Origin of the sequence: Moorena sp. SIO3A2 (assembly GCF_010672265.1) — a bacterium.
In the GTDB taxonomy this organism is placed as follows: domain Bacteria; phylum Cyanobacteriota; class Cyanobacteriia; order Cyanobacteriales; family Coleofasciculaceae; genus Moorena; species Moorena producens.
In genome coordinates this window covers 69,904-89,698 of sequence record NZ_JAAHHC010000013.1, presented here as the reverse complement: position 1 = coordinate 89,698, position 19,795 = coordinate 69,904, and the positions used below count along the sequence as shown (strand labels likewise).

Sequence of the window (19,795 nt, the reverse complement as noted above, 5' to 3'; positions counted from 1 at the left end):
CTTTGTACAAAGATGGCCTTCCTTTGATGAAACGACTAATTCAAGCTCGTTGCTCTATTACTGCTCCTCCTACTCTTCCGATACCTCTCTAAACCTGACCAAACGTCTTTCCAAAAGAGCCACACCCAAATAAATTAGCGCTACCGTTTACTCCCAAGGTCCCGAGAATTTGAGAGAGGGTGCTACCGGTGACACGAGTCAAAATATTGGTAATGCCATCGGGATTAGCAAAATACACTCGCTGACCATTACCTACATTAAATTCCAGAAAACTGTGGAATAAGTTACTATCTCGAATCGCTCCCCCTTCGATTAAATCCGCTGCTGCACCACGGATAGTCTGATTGGGAGTAACTTGAGAATTTTCATTCCCCAAGGTACTATCTGGGGTAATTTGAGCAAGGGTGGGTGAGGCGAGTAATAAACATAGACTACTAACTTCGAGCAATCCCACTAAGCCTATTTGCATTAGTGAAATGGTATCTTTGGGTAGCCTTTCTGTGAGGAGATTAGTCCTGTAGTCGGAGCTAGATATCGGATGAGCTTTGTGGGCAAAGGGGAAGCTTACGCATTTCATGGAATTGTCTGGCCGATTACTCTCAGTCTTAGAGTTCCCGGCACTGTTGGTCAGAGTAACATCTGTTTATAGTGCTACGCGCAAGTCAGAAGTCACAAGTCACAAGTCAGGTATGACTAAGTTTCGGAGTTTAGGAATGTCAAACACCTTAATGCGTAGTGCTATTTTTTCAAAAAACAACCAAGTATATCTAATGTTTAAAAAAACTATAACTTATTATCTTTAAGCATTAGATATACTATTTTTAAGTAATTGTAAATAGTGCAAAATATCAGTATTACCTGTCCCCTATCTCCCCACACTCTTACCCCGATTCCCGATTCCCGATTCCCGATTCCCGATTCCCTGTTACCTGTTACCTGTTCCCTTTGGTATAAGTAGTGATTGATGTTCAAGCAAGCATGGAAGCCTTGACTGAGATGGTAGGAAATCAAGACCAGCAACATCCTCAGGAAAAACGCGATCGCGAAATAGTTAACCGTCTTTTACAACAACAACCCAATGAATACAACTTGGCGGAATTAGCCCGACTGCGGATTCGCTATGACAGCTTTCCCGGTGCTAGGGCCATTCAAAGAGACTTGGATTTATTGCTTCAGCGATGGCAACTGACAGAACAACAGCTTTTTGAGAAAACCCTTCAGATTCATCAAGCCGGTCTCGCGTATAGACGAGACAACAGTTGTGGGAGCCAGGATGACTGGACTTAAGACTTCTTTGCTGAAGTCGGGAATAGGGAGTAGGGAGTAGGGAGTAGGGAGTAGGGAGTGGGAAAAAATCATGTTGGTTTTTCAGTACCTTTTATGATAAATTTCCAGTTAAAAAACTCAGAAAGCTTACTGTAAAAACAAAATTAGGCTCTTCAACTAACAAAATTTACTGAATACGGCCTCTTACCACTGTTCCCTGCTCCCTGCTCCCTGCTCCCTTTACTAGATTAATTTCATTTAACCGATTTCCTAGGGGCTGGGGGTAAAAGCTTAAAGATCTGTTTTTCTTGATTCGGTTTAAGGTTCTGATCAGCGGGAGCTATTGGATCTATCTTAGGTAGATCGATCTTAGGGGGGGACTTAGGGATGGGAGGAGTTTTAGCCAGCTCATTAGACGAAGCTGTATCTATAGCAGTATTGAGAGCTTCCAGTTGTTGAGATATCAGAGCCTGCTGTTGCAGCTGCTCGGTAGAAGACACTAAGCCGCTGAGTCCATTAACTAAATCCTTGACATTGCGGCGAAACGCTGGATCCCCAGTCAGATCATCTAGGTCAGCGGTAATCTTTTGGGCATTTTCAAAGGTAACTCGTGCTGAGTCGAGGGTTTGTTGCAATACCAGTAAATTAGTGGGACTGTTGAGAGTATTGGAAACATTACGTAAGTTAGCAGATGCTTGGGCAGCATTAGCTGATAGGTTTTCTAAGTTCCGCAGCATTTGTGATACATCCGTTTGATAAACCGCTGAGTTAACCCGATTCGCGGTAACGGTTAAGTTGCTGGTCAGTATACGCAGATCTTCACTGGCCTGAGAGATGCTATCCAAGGTGGTGACCAAATTTCCCCGATTGCTGACCAATAGTTGATTGGCAGAGGTGATCAACTGATTGAGTTCCCTTGCCGTTTGGCTGTATTGCTCGGAGGTACTAGAAATGCTACTGGTTGCCAACCCGATTAGACTAGATGTTTGATTGGCCGCACTGGTCACAGCATTCGTTGCGTTGGACAAGCCTGCTACCTCTTGCCGCACGATGCGGGACAACTGGGTCATCTCTTTGCTAAGTTCTGAAACGTCTCTAGCTGCATTGGAGGCATTTTCCGCAAGGCTATTGATTTTGTCAAAAAAGGCTGGATCACCGAAGAGTTCAGCAATGCGATTTCCGTTCCGTAGAAGGTCAGCAAAGGTGGAACCCACATCACCATTAATCTGATCTTCTTCACAAATAACTAGGGCAGAATTACATTGTGCTCCGAAGGGTGTAAGACTTTGAGCAGTTGCAGGTAATTGTCCTAGGGGCATGATATCCACATTGGTAGCACCAATTAAACCCGATTGATTAGCTTCAACCTGGACTTTGCGGGGGATTAACAATCCAGGGTCATCAATTTCAACGGTGACATTGACCCCATTAGTACCGGGTTCAATCTTAGTGATTCTCCCAACTTGGACACCGCGATAGCTGACCGATGCCCCCACTTGCATCCCAGCAGCGTTCCCAAAATTGACAATGAATTTATAGCTCTTTCGACCTAAGCTAATGCCACTAATCCATACAACAAGTCCACCGAAAACAGCAAGTCCTGCTACTATTAATAAGCCAACGGAGCCTTCTCGAATCGTCCGCGATCGCATAGTTTAACCTTTTTTACCCTTTCCCCTCACATTTACCATCATGCCTCACCAACCACTGACATCCAAATTGGAACCCACTTGAGCAAGTTTCGAGTAGTCCATTGGGTCAGATAGATGAGGTAAAATCCCCAAAACCTTAACATTGGTTAGAGTCTCGATTAACCTAATCGGAGCCAACTGAGTTATTTCTTCGGAGGTACGAGGTTGGACGCAATTGAGGACAATGCCTTTGAGGTCAACTCGTGATGAGCGTGCCAGGGCAACATTAGCAACCACTTGTGCGATCGCTCCTAATTCTATCGGCGCAACCAATACCGTTGGCAATCGCCAATCCCTTGCCAAATCTGCCACAATCAGTTCATGAGTCACCGGTGAACCTAGTCCTCCCAAAGCTTCCACCAAGACCACATCCCGCTGACTGCGCAGAGTATTGAAGCCTTGCCAGACCTTTTCGAGGTCAACCTGTCTTCCTTCTAGATCTGCAGCAACTGGTGGTGCTGCAGGGGTTTTAAACTCCACGGGTGTGATCTCCTCCAGGGTTTGAGCCAAGTCAAATAGTTGCTGGTAAATTTCGCGATCGCCAATTCCGGTTTGAATCGGCTTGAATATCCCCAGACTCTCTTGAGGACGGTAAGTCTGCCAATAAGCAGCGATCACAGAAGTCAAAACCGTTTTGCCGATGCCTGTATTGGTGCCAGTAATTAGTAATACGTTCAAGATTGACTCACTTTAAGTCTGAAAGGCTAATATCTAAAGCAAACTTTCTTTCCTGTTTAGCAATTACATCTACTATATACTCACCAGAACTAGGCAGCTGACCTTGCCACCTTTGCACCCCTGAAGCCTGTTCCACTAACTTCCCATTGGGATAGCGGATAGTTAAAGCCACATCACTTTCAATCACCTCTAGCTTCAATTGCTTACCCTGTTTAGCCTTCACCAAGTAGCGCTGAATCTTCTGGGGGCTAGTGCGACCCAGTAGCTGCAAACCCTTGCTTCCCTGCAATAAATTGACCCTTTCTATGTTATAATCAGCAGTTGGTTTAGGTTTAGGTTTCGGCTTCGGTGCTTCTGTTAACCTTAATCCTAGCTGATAATCGCTATTCGGTAGACCCTTAACTGGACTTAGTTGAATCGTGTAGTTGCCAGTGAAAGGAAATTTCCCTTCCCATTGCCGTACCCGTTTAGCTCGATTGTCCACTGGTTTTCCGTCCGGGCCAAGCACTGTCATCAAGACCCCTTCGTCACTGAGATATGTCTTCAGGGTTTGGTATTGTTTACCCTGGATAATGTAGTTAATAGTGTGATTAGCCTTTAAATTCCTGGATTTTGAAAGGGTTTTACCAGCAGAAAGCTCTAGACGCTGACTGTAGATTTGAGGTTTACTCGGGGTTGGACTAGCGCTAGGGGTTGGACTAGCGCTAGGGCTCGGAGTGGGAGTCGGACTAGGACTAGGACTAGGACTCACTGACACCTTAGGACTTGGAGATTTGCCAGTGTCCTGCTGATTAAAATTGCTCACCCACACCCAAGAGCCTATTCCTGCCAGCACTGCTAGTCCTGTAGCTATCCCAAGCAGCGGCCAAGGACTATTCCAGATAGAGCGACCCGTGGCTTGAGACATCACCGGTTCACTCGGTTCTCCACCTCTAGCCTCCCTGGGTGTTCCACCTTGAGCTGATGCCACTGTCGTGCCGGGTATTGGCTTGGGTTTTGGAAGTTGGGGAGTTAACCCAGAAGCTTGAAAGGCATACAAGACTTCTCTAGCGGATTGGTAGCGATCGCTTGCTTGATAACTAAGCATCCGATTTAATATCTCAGCTAACTCATCGCTAACCCTAGCCCAGGGACGCCAGTTCCAAGTCAGATTAGTATTATCCACCAGTTCTTCTGGTTCTTTCCCAGTCAGTAGCACTATCGCAGTCACTGCTAGGGAATATAGGTCACTACTTGGATACACCTGACCGGTCTGAATTTGCTCCCTGGGAGCGTAACCGCTTTTGCCAATACTAGTTGTTGGTGTGGGAGTATCGGGCAATTGAAGACGAGTTGCCAGTTCCTGTACCACACCCAAATTAATCAACACCGGTATACTGTCCGTCTCCCGCATGATAATGTTATCCGGTATGATATCTCGGTGAATAATCCCTTGGCTGTGGATGTAGTCCAAAACTGGCAAAGATTGCTGCAATAGCTGACGCACTTCCGTTTCTGATACGACTCCCAACTTGGTCGGGCTAGCCATTGGGGGTGATTGGACTTCCCCATCGGGATTAGAAGATAGAGGTTCACTTTGATTCTGAAGGGCTTTCCGTTGTTCTAGTAGTTCACCATAGGTTTTTCCCTCTACGTAGTCTCGCACCAGAAACAGCCGTCCTTGCTCTTCAAAGGTAGCTCGGAACTGAGGAATTTGGGGGTGTTCAATTTTATACAGGATACCTGCTTCTTGTTGAAACAGTTGCCTTGACTTATCTAAATTATTAGTTTCTGTCTGAGGGGGAATAAATTCTTTGAGGGCACAAGGTTCATTGAAACGCCCTTGATCCTCTACCAGGTAAGTCCGATTGAATTCTCCTTGGTCAAGGACACGGAGCAGATGGTAGCGATTTTGCAGAATAGTTCCAGAGGCAATCGGTGGTTCCATCGGTGGTAGATCAGTTGTTACGGACAATGAGGCAGGAGGAGTATTCTTGAAGTTTAGACTTATTTCGGTTGCTTTGGAACTCCACCGATGGATTCCAACTGTTCCTTTGAGTAACAGTTGATAAGCATATAAATCAGCGCTTACCCAAGACTGGACTCCAAACCCGCTTATGGTGTAGAGTCAGAAGCTATACCCTACAAGTATAGTTATTGCGTAAGTCCTGTAGGGAATTTGGAATAGGAAATAGGGAATAGGGAAAAAATCCTGTGTAGTTAATCAATATCACAACTGCTAAGCACCTAAACAAAATTAATTACCTACTCTGGATCTCTGTAACCCTTACATTGCATGGCTTTGATTTTCGGTAAATGTGCAATTAATTTTGTGCACCTGCTTATATAGGTTTTTCTGGTTTATTATAACATCACGACATGTTCATTGCTATCTTATTTTCCTGTGGAATTATCTCAAATAACTACCTTAATTGAATAGATGTACAGTTGAACATCAAATTAGGGACAATAGTTTATTTTCGGATTTGACTAAGAAACTTAAAAAAAATTCTTGATTTATGACCTTAGTTTGATCACACTACACTATATAGCAATCCTAAATCATTTGTAAAATCACTGAAATTTTTAAAAACTCGATCCTTTTCCCTTACATTCTGCCATCTGCCTCCTGCCTCCTGCCTCCTGCCTCCTGCCTCCTGCCTCCTGCCTCCTGCCTTAAAGCAGCCCATTTCTTTCACGAATCAGATCGGATTGCAATATATTGTGTCTTGCGGAAAGTACTGTATGAGTTAAATGCTATAAAAATTAATAAAATATTAATCAAATTTAAATAAATAATTATAAAAATTATTATAAAAAGGATATTCTTAGAATGTTAAGATCGCGTTGAAATAAGCTTCGAGGGTTTGCTGTGAGCAGTTCAGTTACTTTAGAGCTTCAACCTATTCTGCCCCAGATAGCCGATAACAATCGTTTAAGACTATTTTCTGGTTCGGCAAATGTTTCCCTTTCTCAGGAAGTGGCACGCTATCTAGGCATCGACTTGGGACCGATGGTACGGAAACGATTTGCTGATGGGGAGCTCTATGTCCAAATTCAAGAATCCATCAGGGGGTGTGATGTTTACCTGATTCAACCGACTTGCTATCCGGTGAATGATTACCTGATGGAGTTACTCATTATGATCGATGCTTGCCGTCGAGCCTCAGCACGGCAAGTTACTGCTGTGATTCCTTACTATGGTTATGCTCGAGCAGACCGTAAAACGGCGGGGCGTGAGTCCATTACAGCGAAACTGGTGGCTAACCTGATTACTGAAGCTGGTGCTAATCGGATTTTGGCAATGGATTTGCACTCCGCTCAAATTCAAGGTTATTTCGATATCCCCTGCGACCATGTCTACGGTTTACCAGTATTACGACAATACCTGGCTTCTAAGGAACTAACCGATCTGGTAGTAGTTTCGCCGGACGTTGGTGGTGTGGCTAGAGCCAGAGCGTTTGCCAAAAAGCTATATGATGCCCCCCTTGCCATTATCGACAAGCGCAGGCAAGCTCACAATATCGCTCAAGTCATGAATGTGATTGGGGATGTGAAGGGTAAAACTGCGGTGTTGGTGGATGATATGATTGACACTGCTGGCACGATTTGTGAAGCGGCCAAAGTACTGCGTCAAGAGGGTGCTCGTCAAGTCTACGCTTGTGCAACCCATGCCGTGTTTTCGCCACCATCTGTAGAGCGCCTCTCTAGTGGGGTGTTTGAAGAAGTAATTGTTACCAATACTATTCCACTTCCGGAAGCGAAACAGTTTCCACAGTTGACAGTGCTTTCAGTGGCTAACTTATTGGGTGAAACCATCTGGCGTATTCATGAAGACTCTTCTGTCAGCAGTATGTTTCGTTGAAAATCCCCCCTGCTCCCGGGGGGATTTTAATTTTAAAAAGTTGTATTGAGTGTTGAGTGTTGACTAGATACAAGCAATGGTTAACAGTCAACCAATAACGCAACTGGGTATCAGCCAAGATTAAATTGGCCACTAAAAATTATTCGTTTGGATAGGAGGTGGAGAGAAACGGGAGATAGGGAGATAGCGGTGCTGAACGCGCACCGTGGGGTAATTTTTATTAATAAAAATGGGAACCGTGGCGAATTTAATTCTTAATGGATCAAGCGCACCTTAGGTATTTTTAACCTAAAAAAAACTCTCCCCAGCACCCCACCTCCCTTTTAACCCATTGACATACCTGCCCACTAAGGGGGTGATTATAAACGGTTTTCAGGTGTTATGAATTGAGATTCAAATCGTGAAAACCCCTTGAATAAAAGCTTTCAGGTTTATTTTTTGATTATGAGTTTTAAGGTTTATTTATCCCCACCTAAATGATATTATTATATATAAATTCAAAGAGGCATGATTTTTATGGGAAAACAAGAATCTTCTGATTTGGTGTCTGTGGACAATACATACACAGAACTCGCCAAGTATTATGATAACTTGATGACATCTGGCTATTATGACCATAAGGGTTATGCCACATCATTGCAGAAAATTTTGGGTGAAAGAAGAAAAATTCTGGATATGGGGGTGGGAAGCGGCTTATTAACGGAGCAGATGTTGTTATTGGAGAATTATAATATTACAGGTATTGATTTCTCGCCTGCGATGCTTACACAAGCAGAAAAAAGACTCAAGGATAATTCGGTGAGGCTCGTATGTGCAAGTATTGAAGATTATGAAACCAGCGAGACTTTTGAGGCTGTTATTTCGACTGGGGGAGTTTTCTGTTTCTCCTACAGAGAGCAAGAACAACAATATCGGCTGTATAGTTATTGCCCTAACAAAGATGTGCAGATGAAATCCCTGAACAAACTGTATGATATTTTAGATAAGGATGGTATTTTATGTATGTCGATTCAAGGGGATCATACCAATTCTGAAATGCCAATCAAAGATGGAATCGTGTATACGCAAAAAACCGACTTTGGAGAACAATCATTACAGAAGACTTATACATTTTCAGCAAATGGCAAGATCCTTTCTCAACAACAAATGCGATTAATATTTTTCGATGAAACAGAGTATCTTAGCTTGTTCGAAACCGCAGGGTTTTCCTTGGTTGGGCAAGAGCGGACGCAAAAATTCTGCATTTTTCGGAAAAACGAATTGAAAAAAGGGTAATAATTCAGGTGAGGGCCGGTTGAAAAAATCTTGAAATACGCTATTCTGACGGCATGAGCTTAAAACCGAAACCCGAAAAACTATAAAAACTAAAGCTATCAGCTATCAGCTAAGTGCGTTTGTATTTGAGATGTAAACCTGTATGGTCTTTTTTTTGGCAATAAAACTGAGGAGCTCTTTCCCCTCTTGGCTTTTACCTGCCCCCCTTCCGAGCCAGGGTTTAGGGGAGATTCCTTTGGCATTTTTTGGTAATTCGTGTGTTTACAATCGAGCTCCAAACGCTATATATTCTATTAATATAGCTTAACACCAATATCATTAATCTAGAATTGCCAAAAGAATAAGAAAAGGTAGTGTTTTTTGTTTGGTCTCCCTAACCCTACCTATTATAGGTGGGGTTAGGGAGAGATTTTGTTCAATTTGCCACAGTAAATTATTCGTTGCTCCTGTAGGGACTAACGTCTAACTCGCCATTATTTTTAAAGACTACTCGGAAATGAGCAAGGGGCTTCTGGGGTACTAACCCAGTCCCTTCGCTACCAATTCCAGCTGCTGCTGGCTTCATTAGGCGTTCTAAAGGAGTTTCTTGGGAGTAATCCCAAGACTCTTTATCAATTGCTTCATAATCAGCAATGATACCCTCTTCAGTCACAGCTACTCGATAAGTTAAATCTTGAGGATAGCTGGAGGTTTTATTCCAACTGTCACGAATTGGCTGAGACACTTTGTCTTTCAAATCATTAATGACAGCGATGTCAGTAATTTCTGGACCTAGGGTAATCTTACCCATATAACCATCCCAAGGACTGATTTCGAGAATCCCTTCGTTTTCCCCTGGTTTAAATAACACCTGGAACTGAGCAATAGGTTCTTGGGTAGCAATATTGTCTGTAGTCTTGGTGTAGAGCAATTCAGGCAGGGGGGTTTGCTCTGCCCCATCCAAGGGTGTGCCATTAACGGGTTTGTAGCCTAAAATCGCACCATCTCTGCCAACACTAACCTGGTATTTTAAATTCCCAGCAAACTGTTGCCGGTTCCCCCAAGCTCGAAAAATTCGCTTTTGCAGGCTTCTTTGTATATAGCGCAACTCTGTGGGATCAGTAATTTCTGGTGCAGTTGTGAGCACTTTTTCTAGCTCGTCGATGGAGAGTGGTGTTCCCTTTGGTGTTGGTGTTGGTGTTGCCTGAGGGTCACTCTCCCCAGTTGGGGTGGTGGTTTCATTAGTATTTTCCCCTGTTCGGGAAGGTTCGGGTTCCCGTACTTCTGGAATCGGTACAAAGAAAAATGCGATCGCAGCTAGAGCCAAACTTGCCATTCCCAGTGCAGCAGGTCCAGTACGCTCGGTTACTGGTTTTTCAGCTTGGCGATAGTGCTTAGAAACAGGCTGCAACGAAACACTAATATCTGGTAGGGTTCGTCCATCAGCCAAAAACTGGTCAATCGCCTCCACCAAGTCAAACAACTGCACTGTGTTCAAATCTACATGGAGAGGTTTGCCTGAGTTAGTCATTGCTCCTGACTCAGCAGTATTTAGCAGTATCAGTCGATGCAAATTCTTGTCCTCGACTTTCTGCAGATGCACCTTAGCTGGTTTCTCAGCATGGGGTTGGGGGTGAGGCACTTTAGACAAAAATTCCTGAGCATAGCGGCTTACACTATTTACCAAGTCCTCAAAAAAATCCCGCCCACCGCTGAGGGGTTTGTCCATAGCCCCTACATAGCATTCCGCATTACTTAGAGTTGTCAGCAATGGTCGGGCATCTGGCTGTAACCCATCCCCTGTGGTACTATTACTCCAACCCTCCAGGATTAGGGTACAGTTGGGAAGACTGTACTGGCGTCGAATTGTCATCGGCTGTTCCTGCTGAAAAATCCCCTTCAACCTCTTAGACTAGCATTGAGGGAATGGGTAATTGGTAATGGATAATGGGTAATCGATAATGGATAATTGATAATTGATAATGGGTAATTTGTCAATCAGCTGACTATACTTGATACTTGATGGCATGGCTATAGTCAGAAACGCCAACATTCAAGGCAATTCCCCATCAAACAGACTAGTCCATAATCTTTGCCTTCCAGAAGTGCCTGTACAGAACAGAAGCTGACTCAATAGAGAAATTGCGAGTTCATTCAACTTTTCTTGAGAGTTATAGGCAGCCACTTTAGAGCGACGGGGATTCATCCGGCTGCGAAAATGAGCCTGGAACCTTTCCAAATACTTAGATAAGCGAAAATGTTGTTCTAGAGGCACCTGCTTTTCCAGTAGTTGTTGATAAGCCGTCAACAACTGCCTAATCAGAACCGTCATTCGCCGTGCCATATGACTAGCAATCACCACTAAAGCCTTAGCTTCCTCTGGAGTTAGAGGACGTCGTGTGTAAGAGCGCCGCCAGGGATTGGTAGAGCGCATACGCCACAGGACAACACGATTTTTAATAATGTCCTGAAGTTCCAGCTCTCTAGCCGCCAATAGCATCGCCTCAGAACCTCCCAGTTCGAGAGCTTCAATGGCTAGTAAAATTAGGTCAATATGCAGCCGAGTTCGTGGTGGACAGCCCTGAGCTGGAATCCTGAAATCAGGTAGGCTATCTAAAATTATTGGCTTTGACTGGGAAGCAGGACTATTGGTCAGCATTACGGTCCGTCGAAAGATTCACTCTAATAGCGCTTATCCTACAGCGAAAACCTTTTGAATAGATTTGTTCCAAGGAATCACACAAGGTTCAGCTTTCTAGTGTACGCTTTTACAGAAAGGGAATGGCAAGCTATAGTTTGAGTCAAACCCCATTGATAACTAAGTTCACCTACTGATGGATTTAAAATCTCTGATTCGCGATATCCCTGACTTTCCCAAACCAGGGATTGTATTTCGGGATATCACTACCCTCCTGAGCAATCCAGAAGGACTACGCTACACTATCGATACCTTAGCTCAAAAATTTCAGGAAGCAGGAGTAAGGGCTGATTATGTCGTGGGTATGGAGTCTCGTGGTTTTATATTTGGACCACCTATAGCTTACCAACTCGGGGCTGGGTTTGTCCCAGTGCGCAAACCGGGTAAACTACCAGCAGCGGTATACTCGGCTGAGTATGACCTAGAATACGGCACAGACAAGTTGGAAGTCCATCAAGATGCTTTCACACCTAACTCCCAGGTTGTGATTATCGATGATTTAATTGCTACTGGAGGAACAGCAGCAGCTACAGTCAACCTGGTAGAACAAGCAGGCGGTCAAGTGGTAGCTCTTGGCTTTATCATCGAATTACGGGATTTAGGTGGACGTCAGCAACTGCCTGATGTACCAGTTATAACCCTGGTTGACTATTAGTTATTAGTTATTAGTTATTAGTCATTGGTCAAAAGAAAGTTTCCAATTAATAAAGGACTTTCAAGGAATGACAATTTTTGAATTCAAAATGACGTAAGCATTCAGCTATCAGCTATCAGCTATCAGCTATCAGCTATCAGCTATCAGCTATCAGCTATCAGCTATCAGCTATCAGCCATAGGCCAACGGCTGACGGCTGACGGCTGACGGCTGACGGCTGAATGCTTACAAAATGACTAGCTTTATAATTGGCAATTGTTTCCACCGGAAACAACCCCCTGAATTCAGGTATGGGATAATTTTGAATTTTTAATTGATAATTTTGAATTGGAGCGAAGCGATTGACTTCTTCTACTAGAGATTCTAGCATTATCAATCGGTTTGATGGGGCTTGGCATAGACTAAAACTTCTGGTCACCAGTGAGACCTTTCTGTACGTGGTAAAGCGACTGTTGCAAGGTCTTTTGACCTTGCTGTTGGCATCTGCTCTAAGTTTTGCCATTATTCAGTTTGCACCAGGAGATTTTCTGGATACCCTCAGGCAAAATCCCAAAATTTCCCCGGAACGAATCGAGGAACTCAAGGAGCAATTTGGTTTAGATCAGCCAGCAATTATTCAGTATTGGCGTTGGCTAGTACGAGTTGTAACCAAGTTTGACTTTGGTACCAGTTTCGCTTACTTCCGTCCGGTGTCGTCTTTGTTATTAGAACGGATACCAGCAACCTTACTCTTAGCCGTAGCCTCAATCTTTATTACTTGGACGATCGCAATTCCTCTTGGTATCCTGGCTGCTGTTAATCAGAATCGCACCACTGACCGATTCCTACAAGTCATTAGCTACACAGGTCAGGGTTTCCCCAGCCTAATCACTGCTCTGTTGCTGCTCATACTCGCCCAGAATCTTTCCCCCTTAGTTCCTGTCGGTAGTATGACCAGTATCAATCATGATGATTTATCCCCCATTGGTAAGGTTTTGGATATTGGCTGGCATATGATTTTGCCAACAATAGCTCTATCCATTACTAGTTTTGCAGGTCTACAACGAATTACTAGGGGTGAATTGCTGGATGTGCTACGGCAAGACTATATTCAGACAGCTCGTGCTAAGGGACTGCCAGAAAATCGAGTTATCTATGTCCATGCTTTGCGCAATGCTATTAATCCTCTAATTACCATCCTTGGCTTTGAGTTTGCTTCTCTACTCAGTGGCTCATTTATTGCTGAAATTTTCTTCAACTGGCCAGGTTTAGGTCGTTTGATTTTACAGGCGGTAACTGCTCAAGACCTCTATCTGGTAATGGGAAGCTTGATGATGGGGGCTACAATGCTGATTTTGGGGAATTTGTTAGCAGACTTGCTTCTAAAAGTAGTTGATCCTCGAATTCGTCTAGAAGATTTGAAATAGAGAATGTAAGCAATCAGCAATCAGCCATCAGCCATCAGCAATCAGACATCAGCAATCAGCAATCAGCCATCAGCCATCAGCCATCAGCCATCAGCCATCAGCCATCAGCCAAAAGCCTATGCTTCACAGCGTCGAAGTCTGTGCCACGCTACTTGAGGTGCGACAGTTTTTGAATAAAATAACCTGACCGCTGACCGCTGACTGCTGAATACTTACTGTCCTAAATGTACTTTTGACGTCAATTTTTGTTAACAACCTAAATAGGCGTTGCAGAATAACGGGATGATGTACCTATTTACTGAAGTTTGAACTGTAGACTATAAGCCACTTTCAGTTATGTGCAAAAAATGGTATCATCCCACAAATGTGCAACGCCCCTAAATAAAATAAAACCTTTTATTAAATCAGGAAAAAAACCTGAAACGATTGTCCATCCTGCCTTCAGCATAGCTGCCTTCAGCATAGCTGCCTTGCTGTAAAGACGCGCCTCAGGAATATTTTCAAGATGTTTACCCAAATTCATTATGTAATTCTTTCTAGAAGGAACGGTCGTTATCTGGTTGCCCAACCGAAAGCTGGTAGCCCAGAGGCTGGAGCTGGATATCTGTTGATGTTTCGCGAACACTTTGATGCCCTGAGTTATCTCAATACCCACGGTGCTGATTTAGCTGACCAATTTTCTGTAGAGTCGGTTTCTGGTAGTCAGTTGAAAAATTTGCTGGAACGGTGGGGGTTTGTTGGTGTGGGTGTTGTTCAAGACCCATTGGTACCTCAAATTGAGTTTTTTTCTTACAAATAAGGGCTATTAGGTGACACAACCAGACTATTCAACTAGTCCAAAAAATAGCGATCGCATTTTGTAAGCATTCAGCCGTCAGCCGTCAGCCGTCAGCTGACGTAACAGAGATTAAACCAATGCTTACTTGTTTTATTCAAAAGCTGATAGCTGATAGCTGATAGCTTACCGCATTTTCCCAAGCTCTCTGGCTTGACTGGGGATAATTGATACTCCTACTAACCGTCGTTCCCTGATTGATTTTTTTGAGCAGGCAATGATTGCGAGGACTGGTTATTCACGGAATTGATATTTCCTCTTGCTTGTCCATCACGACAACCATCACACCGCTGCTGGGCATATTGTTAATATGCATAGATTTTGTTTAAATTTTATTAAGGAGTAAATATAAGGAGTAACTATGAAAGACCTCACTGCTTATCGAAATATAGGTATCTTTGCTCATGTGGACGCAGGCAAGACAACTACAACAGAGAGGATACTAAAACTTACCGGGAAAATCCACAAAATTGGTGAGGTTCACGAAGGTGCAGCTACAACGGACTTTATGGAACAGGAACAAGAGCGCGGTATTACTATTCAGTCTGCCGCCACCAGTTGTTTCTGGAAAGACCACCAACTCAACATTATTGATACCCCAGGTCACGTAGACTTTACCATTGAGGTTTATCGTTCCCTCAAGGTTCTCGATGGTGGCGTTGGTGTTTTCTGTGGCTCAGGTGGTGTAGAACCCCAGTCAGAAACTAACTGGCGCTATGCCAATGACTCAAAAGTTGCTCGGATTATCTACGTAAACAAACTTGACCGTCTGGGGGCTGATTTCTACCGAGTTGTTAAGCAGGTAGAAGATGTACTTGGTGCTAAGCCTCTGGTAATGGTACTGCCGATCGGAACTGAGAACGATTTTGTGGGTGTAGTGGATTTGCTAACCCGTAAGGCATGGGTATGGGATGACTCTGGGGATCCGATGAACTATGAGATTCAAGACGTTCCCGCCAACATGGTTGATGATGTGGAAACCTACCGCGAGCAGTTAATTGAAATGGCTGTGGAGCAGGATGACGAGGTGATGGAACAGTATCTAGAAGGGGAAGAACCAGATCTCGAAAGCCTTAAGCGTTGCATTCGCAAGGGAACTCGTGAGCTGGCTTTCTTCCCTACCTACTGCGGTTCATCCTTCAAGAATAAGGGAGTGCAGTTGGTACTCGATGCTGTAGTTGACTACCTGCCGAATCCCACTGAAGTCAAACCCCAGCCAGAAATCGATCTAGAAGGTAACGAAACCGGTACACTTGCCTATGTTGACCCAGAAAAACCTTTGCGTGCCTTGGCATTTAAGATCATGGATGACCGCTTTGGCGCTCTGACCTTTACCCGTATCTACTCAGGAACCTTATCTAAGGGTGACACAGTACTTAATACCTTCACCGGTAAAACTGAGCGTATTGGTCGTTTGGTAGAGATGCATGCCGATTCTAGGGAAGAAATTAACTCTGCCCAGGCCGGTGATATTGTGGCCATCGTTGGGATGAAAAATGTCCAGACTGGGCATACCCTCTGTGACCCGAAAAATCCTGCTACTCTGGAGCCGATGGTCTTCCCAGACCCGGTGATTTCCATTGCGATCGCACCTAAGAAAAAAGGTTCCTCTGAGAAAATGGGCATTGCCCTGAGCAAGATGATTCAGGAAGACCCATCTTTCCACGTTGAAACTGACCAGGAAAGTGGCGAAACTATCATTAAGGGCATGGGTGAGCTGCACCTAGACATTAAGGTTGATATCCTGAAACGGACTCATGGCGTTGAGGTGGATGTAGGTAAGCCCCAGGTTGCATATCGTGAGTCCATTACCAAGCGCATCGAAGACAGCTATACCCACAAGAAGCAGTCCGGTGGTTCTGGTCAATATGGTAAAATCGATTACGTTATCGAGCCTGGTGAACCCGGTACTGGCTTCCAGTTTGAGTCCAAGGTGACTGGTGGTAATGTCCCCAGGGAATTTTGGCCTGCTGTGCAAAAGGGCTTTGAGAATAGCATTCAAAAGGGTCTGTTGGCTGGATTCCCTTGTGTGGACTTCAAGGTTACCTTGACTGATGGTGCCTACCACCCCGTAGACTCATCGGCTATTGCCTTTGAAATTGCGGCCAAGTCGGCTTATCGGCAATCCTTTGGTAAGGCTTCACCTCAATTGTTAGAGCCAATTATGAAAGTGGATGTATTCACACCAGAAGATTACATGGGGGATGTAATTGGTGACCTCAATCGCCGCCGTGGGATGATTAAGTCTCAGGAGAAAACTCTTACTGGTGCTCGCATTAAGGCAGATGCACCGTTGAGCGAGATGTTTGGCTATATTGGTGACCTGCGTACTATGACATCTGGTCGTGGTCAGTTCTCGATGGAGTTCTCCCACTACGCCCCTTGCCCAAGTAATGTGGCAGAAGAGGTAATTAAGGAAGTGAAGGAACGTGAGGAAGCTGCTAAATAATCTTTTGATTTAAGTAGAGTTCCTGGCTGGTTTTAGACTGGCCAGGAACATCGTGTGATCAATGATTAAGTCTGTGCCATCACCATCCCCATCAAGGCAATTACCGAAGCATTGTAATCAATAGCATATTCATTAGTAGCCCAAGACCGCTCATCATCTACATAACTCAACATTCCCAAGCCTTTAGGCGCAATCCCATCCTGGGCATCAGTATTAGGACCCCCTACCATCAGACCAGGGATGACAATTCCTTTAGCTCGGGAAATCCGGTGATGAACATGACGCACCGAGTTGCTACCAACACGGGTAATAAAACAAAGATTAAAATGATTGCGCCCCAGTAAATAATCTAACTGCTCAACAGCTGCCTTGTAGTAGCCTCGATTGCCAGTGATGCGGTAGGCATAGAGTAGAGTAATTCCTTCCTCAGCTATCTTATGATTAGATGCCCAATGGAATTTATCAATAGTTAAACGGTAGCCACTACGGTTAATCTTTTCCATCAGAGTATCCGCCCTTCGCATCAGCCTAGCTGTTATTTCTAATTTCAGTTTGTCTGACCCTTTCCTTTGTTTCTGCACCAAATAGTTAACCATTGCTAGAGGAGACGGATCTTTCCAACCAAACTCACCATAGTCAAAGGCCGTGATAGTTTTAGCTAAGTATTTCTCGTAGCTAGTATCCCCTGTAGTAATAAACAGTTCTACGGCTGCCCAGAAGCGGTCATCTTGATCTGTTTTTAAGGATTCTTGCTGATCCCACTCTCCAAAAAGATACTTACCTGAACCGGTGTCATCTCCTTCTTGCCAATCCACCTTCATAGATCGCTGTTTTCGGAGAAACCCCCAGGCTTTCTGAGCTGCTTGTAAGTAGGTTTGAGCCTGTTGCTTGTCAAAGGGACTATAAACTCTAGCAGCCATTGCCATTACTGCTGCAAACTTGCCAGTCTCAGGTGTCGAGATTCCAAAAGTGTACCGTGGCTGAGTATCTTGATTGGGTAGAATTTCCCCTGGCCATTTTTTTCCTGACAGCTTGCGGTAGACAGCACCATCCTCTCGCTGCATCTTCAGCAGCCAATCTAATCCTACTTTGACCTCATCGAGTAGGTCAGGTCTACCATTGCCGCTTTCTGGTATAGTTAATTGGTTGTCCCTAAATAATTTAGGATATTGCTCGTACAAGCTTAACAAGCGTCCGATGGTGACTGTCATTGGCGCAACATATTTACCAAAATCCCCAGCATCATGCCAGCCACCTTGGGCAGATTTGAAGTCTCCAGCTTTATTAATCTCATCGTTGTGGGCAATAATCCCATCTTTGAGATGGCAGGGGGGATGTTTGACTCCAGATACTGAATCATTTACAGCAACACCGCACCGTTGCAAATAGTAGGACCGGAGTAGCTTTGTAAAGGTATCCTTATAAATTTCCTTACCAATGCCAAACGGATAAGACTGACTATAGCCGTATTTGAGGTAATAGCTACCTGATTTATCGTATTTAGTAAAATCAATAACCGTAATTTTATCATTACTGGCTTTATCCTTTACAGAGTTTCCCAGGTTGGTCACAAAAACCGTTTTGTGAGTGATTAAATCAACAAGTTCAACCTGCTTGTTTTCCGAATTGGGGGAATTGATTAAGAACGCCAACTTAGGCCCAGTTGGGTAATAACCTATTTGATTGATAACAATTTTTCCTCTAGCTGCTGGATTATAGGGTTGAGCATTAAGCTTGGAAAAAAATCCATAAGCGATCGCACTAATCCAGCCGATAAAAAATCTTCTATCTATTTTCATCGTCAAGCTTTTACTTCCATGATATCTTGATTATGGGTCTTTTGGAAATTTTCCAGAACGAACCTCTGTAGTAAACTCCTGCACGGCTTGGGTTATTACCTGGCGCAAATTCACATAAGACTTAGCAAAGGGTGGCTGGTGCTCGGAAAGCCCTAGTAAATCCGCTGTCACTAACACCTGGCCATCACAGTGTGGTCCGGCTCCAATGCCAATGGTGGGAATAGTTAATTTTTGTGTAATTGACATTGCCAAATCGCTTGGAATATGCTCTAAAACGATAGCAAAGGCACCAGCTTGCTCCAATGCGATCGCATCCTGCAAAATCCGCTCCCCAGTTTCCGGTGTTTTTCCTTGTTGCCGTAAACCCAGCCGATGAATAGACTGCGGTGTTAAACCTACATGACCCATCACCGGAATTCCCACAGCGCTAAGCCTCCCCACCGTTTCAGCCATGGCAGGATATCCTCCCTCCAACTTCACTGCCACTGCCCCAGTTTCCTTCAACACTCGACCGGCAGAGTGGATTGCCTGCTGAGGACTTTCCTGATAACTCAAAAACGGCAAATCACAAACCACTAATGCCCGTTTAACACCCCGACACACCGCTTTGGCATGGTGAATCATGTCCTCAAGGGTCACTGGCAGCGTTGTGGAGTAACCCAGCGTAACCATTGCTAGAGAATCCCCGACCATGATTATGTCTACTCCCGCTTCATCCAACAGCTGAGCGATCGCATAATCTGCAGCGGTCAGGACCATAATCTGGCGCTCCTGTTGTTTCCATTGATTCAACTGCTTGATAGTAACTGCCATAACCAATAATAGTTTCGGTCAATCCGATTAATAATTCTCAAAGATGCTTATAAAAAAAGTAAACCGAACTATGGAAATCTTTGTAAAGAAGCGTGAACTACTGACTTCAGTGTAATGTGATCGTTAGCTATCAGCTCTCAGCTCTCAGCTATCAGCTCTCAGCTCTCAGCTCTCAGCTCTCACCCAAAGGCCTGTGGCCAAGCTACACCGAACAGTTTTTGAATAAAATAAGCTGACCACTGACGGCTGACCACTGACGGCTGACGGCTGACGGCTGACCACTGAATACTTACATCTCATCTGTGCAACTGATTTATGACCTATTAATACTATATGGGTTAATTACGGTAATCAAGAAGGTTGAAGAATACTGCTTGAGTAGGGAATACTAAAAATGAAGCTTCCTC

Annotated in this window: 18 protein-coding genes; 7 read left to right on the top strand and 11 right to left on the bottom strand. The window is 44.3% G+C overall.

Annotated elements, in window-relative coordinates; genetic code table 11:
• Positions 1–88: 88 nt before the first annotated feature.
• Complete coding sequence (locus tag F6K64_RS16815; RefSeq protein ID WP_353814403.1) at positions 89–577, bottom strand: two-partner secretion domain-containing protein; 489 nt, start codon at positions 575–577, stop codon at positions 89–91.
• 401 nt (positions 578–978) lie between these two features.
• Between F6K64_RS16815 and F6K64_RS16810 the strand changes: the two genes are divergently transcribed.
• Positions 979–1,287, top strand: a complete 309-nt coding sequence (locus F6K64_RS16810) for a DUF3288 family protein (protein WP_008186955.1) — start codon at positions 979–981, stop codon at positions 1,285–1,287.
• Positions 1,288–1,520: 233 nt separating this feature from the next.
• On the opposite strand, the gene F6K64_RS16805 is transcribed toward F6K64_RS16810, so the two are convergent.
• From F6K64_RS16805 to F6K64_RS16795, 3 genes are read right to left on the bottom strand one after another with little or no spacing between them, the layout of a single operon-like run.
• The gene (locus tag F6K64_RS16805) at positions 1,521–2,918 is read right to left on the bottom strand and encodes an MlaD family protein (RefSeq protein WP_008186953.1); all 1,398 of its coding nucleotides are present in this window, start codon (positions 2,916–2,918) and stop codon (positions 1,521–1,523) included.
• A gap of 45 nt (positions 2,919–2,963) precedes the next feature.
• Positions 2,964–3,635 (bottom strand): dethiobiotin synthase, encoded by a 672-nt coding sequence (gene bioD, locus F6K64_RS16800; protein WP_287265875.1) that lies wholly within the window; start codon positions 3,633–3,635, stop codon positions 2,964–2,966.
• Positions 3,636–3,642: 7 nt separating this feature from the next.
• Positions 3,643–5,562: a serine/threonine-protein kinase gene (locus F6K64_RS16795; RefSeq protein ID WP_008186949.1), complete on the bottom strand. Its 1,920-nt coding sequence runs from the start codon at positions 5,560–5,562 to the stop codon at positions 3,643–3,645.
• Positions 5,563–6,486: 924 nt separating this feature from the next.
• On the opposite strand from F6K64_RS16795, the gene F6K64_RS16790 reads away from it, so the two are divergent.
• Together F6K64_RS16790 and F6K64_RS16785 are read left to right on the top strand one after the other, a co-directional pair.
• Positions 6,487–7,479, top strand: a complete 993-nt coding sequence (locus F6K64_RS16790; protein WP_008186946.1) for a ribose-phosphate pyrophosphokinase — start codon at positions 6,487–6,489, stop codon at positions 7,477–7,479.
• 516 nt (positions 7,480–7,995) lie between these two features.
• Positions 7,996–8,754, top strand: a complete 759-nt coding sequence (locus F6K64_RS16785) for a class I SAM-dependent methyltransferase (RefSeq protein ID WP_287265873.1) — start codon at positions 7,996–7,998, stop codon at positions 8,752–8,754.
• Positions 8,755–9,187: 433 nt separating this feature from the next.
• Here F6K64_RS16785 and F6K64_RS16780 read toward each other — a convergent pair whose 3' ends face one another.
• Together F6K64_RS16780 and F6K64_RS16775 are read right to left on the bottom strand one after the other, a co-directional pair.
• On the bottom strand, positions 9,188–10,606 hold the full coding sequence (locus F6K64_RS16780; RefSeq protein WP_287265872.1) for a DUF4335 domain-containing protein: 1,419 nt from the start codon (positions 10,604–10,606) through the stop codon (positions 9,188–9,190).
• Positions 10,607–10,786: 180 nt separating this feature from the next.
• Positions 10,787–11,392 carry a DUF3038 domain-containing protein gene (locus tag F6K64_RS16775; RefSeq protein WP_008186940.1) on the bottom strand — a complete coding sequence of 202 codons (606 nt, stop codon included), beginning with the start codon at positions 11,390–11,392 and terminating at the stop codon, positions 10,787–10,789.
• A gap of 175 nt (positions 11,393–11,567) precedes the next feature.
• Between F6K64_RS16775 and F6K64_RS16770 the strand changes: the two genes are divergently transcribed.
• Positions 11,568–12,086, top strand: a complete 519-nt coding sequence (locus tag F6K64_RS16770; protein WP_008186938.1) for an adenine phosphoribosyltransferase — start codon at positions 11,568–11,570, stop codon at positions 12,084–12,086.
• Positions 12,087–12,243: 157 nt separating this feature from the next.
• Here the strand turns inward: F6K64_RS16770 and F6K64_RS16765 are convergent, their stop codons facing one another.
• Positions 12,244–12,456, bottom strand: a complete 213-nt coding sequence (locus F6K64_RS16765) for a hypothetical protein (protein WP_008183240.1) — start codon at positions 12,454–12,456, stop codon at positions 12,244–12,246.
• Between F6K64_RS16765 and F6K64_RS16760 the strand changes: the two genes are divergently transcribed.
• Entirely contained in the window at positions 12,428–13,492 is a 1,065-nt protein-coding gene (locus tag F6K64_RS16760) for an ABC transporter permease (protein ID WP_502708041.1), read from the top strand. The genes F6K64_RS16765 and F6K64_RS16760 overlap by 29 nt on opposite strands.
• Positions 13,493–13,826: 334 nt before the next feature.
• Here the strand turns inward: F6K64_RS16760 and F6K64_RS16755 are convergent, their stop codons facing one another.
• A complete protein-coding gene (locus F6K64_RS16755) occupies positions 13,827–14,009 on the bottom strand; it encodes a hypothetical protein (protein ID WP_075873658.1) in 183 nt (60 codons plus the stop codon).
• Between F6K64_RS16755 and F6K64_RS16750 the strand changes: the two genes are divergently transcribed.
• Together F6K64_RS16750 and fusA are read left to right on the top strand one after the other, a co-directional pair.
• On the top strand, positions 13,998–14,291 hold the full coding sequence (locus tag F6K64_RS16750) for a hypothetical protein (protein WP_008186930.1): 294 nt from the start codon (positions 13,998–14,000) through the stop codon (positions 14,289–14,291). The genes F6K64_RS16755 and F6K64_RS16750 overlap by 12 nt on opposite strands.
• A 397-nt stretch (positions 14,292–14,688) precedes the next feature.
• The gene (gene fusA / locus F6K64_RS16745; RefSeq protein ID WP_008186928.1) at positions 14,689–16,776 is read left to right on the top strand and encodes an elongation factor G; all 2,088 of its coding nucleotides are present in this window, start codon (positions 14,689–14,691) and stop codon (positions 16,774–16,776) included.
• Between the two features lie 65 nt (positions 16,777–16,841).
• Here fusA and F6K64_RS16740 read toward each other — a convergent pair whose 3' ends face one another.
• From F6K64_RS16740 to F6K64_RS16730, 3 genes are all read right to left on the bottom strand, one after another.
• A complete protein-coding gene (locus tag F6K64_RS16740; protein ID WP_287265870.1) occupies positions 16,842–18,575 on the bottom strand; it encodes a glycoside hydrolase family 9 protein in 1,734 nt (577 codons plus the stop codon).
• Positions 18,576–18,605: 30 nt separating this feature from the next.
• On the bottom strand, positions 18,606–19,388 hold the full coding sequence (panB, locus tag F6K64_RS16735; protein ID WP_008186926.1) for a 3-methyl-2-oxobutanoate hydroxymethyltransferase: 783 nt from the start codon (positions 19,386–19,388) through the stop codon (positions 18,606–18,608).
• Between the two features lie 165 nt (positions 19,389–19,553).
• Entirely contained in the window at positions 19,554–19,688 is a 135-nt protein-coding gene (locus F6K64_RS16730; RefSeq protein WP_267872064.1) for a hypothetical protein, read from the bottom strand.
• Positions 19,689–19,795 lie beyond the last annotated feature (107 nt).

Excerpts from the sequence above, each read along its gene's own strand:
- F6K64_RS16740 (WP_287265870.1), bottom strand. The coding sequence starts at position 18,575 with ATGAAAATAGATAGAAGATTTTTTATCGGCTGGATTAGTGCGATCGCT.
- fusA (WP_008186928.1), top strand. The coding sequence starts at position 14,689 with ATGAAAGACCTCACTGCTTATCGAAATATAGGTATCTTTGCTCATGTG.
- F6K64_RS16730 (WP_267872064.1), bottom strand. The coding sequence starts at position 19,688 with ATGAGATGTAAGTATTCAGTGGTCAGCCGTCAGCCGTCAGCCGTCAGT.
- F6K64_RS16810 (WP_008186955.1), top strand. The coding sequence starts at position 979 with ATGGAAGCCTTGACTGAGATGGTAGGAAATCAAGACCAGCAACATCCT.
- F6K64_RS16750 (WP_008186930.1), top strand. The coding sequence starts at position 13,998 with ATGTTTACCCAAATTCATTATGTAATTCTTTCTAGAAGGAACGGTCGT.
- panB (WP_008186926.1), bottom strand. The coding sequence starts at position 19,388 with ATGGCAGTTACTATCAAGCAGTTGAATCAATGGAAACAACAGGAGCGC.
- F6K64_RS16780 (WP_287265872.1), bottom strand. The coding sequence starts at position 10,606 with ATGACAATTCGACGCCAGTACAGTCTTCCCAACTGTACCCTAATCCTG.
- F6K64_RS16815 (WP_353814403.1), bottom strand. The coding sequence starts at position 577 with ATGAAATGCGTAAGCTTCCCCTTTGCCCACAAAGCTCATCCGATATCT.
- F6K64_RS16785 (WP_287265873.1), top strand. The coding sequence starts at position 7,996 with ATGGGAAAACAAGAATCTTCTGATTTGGTGTCTGTGGACAATACATAC.
- F6K64_RS16805 (WP_008186953.1), bottom strand. The coding sequence starts at position 2,918 with ATGCGATCGCGGACGATTCGAGAAGGCTCCGTTGGCTTATTAATAGTA.
- F6K64_RS16795 (WP_008186949.1), bottom strand. The coding sequence starts at position 5,562 with ATGGAACCACCGATTGCCTCTGGAACTATTCTGCAAAATCGCTACCAT.
- F6K64_RS16775 (WP_008186940.1), bottom strand. The coding sequence starts at position 11,392 with ATGCTGACCAATAGTCCTGCTTCCCAGTCAAAGCCAATAATTTTAGAT.
- F6K64_RS16765 (WP_008183240.1), bottom strand. The coding sequence starts at position 12,456 with ATGCTAGAATCTCTAGTAGAAGAAGTCAATCGCTTCGCTCCAATTCAA.
- F6K64_RS16770 (WP_008186938.1), top strand. The coding sequence starts at position 11,568 with ATGGATTTAAAATCTCTGATTCGCGATATCCCTGACTTTCCCAAACCA.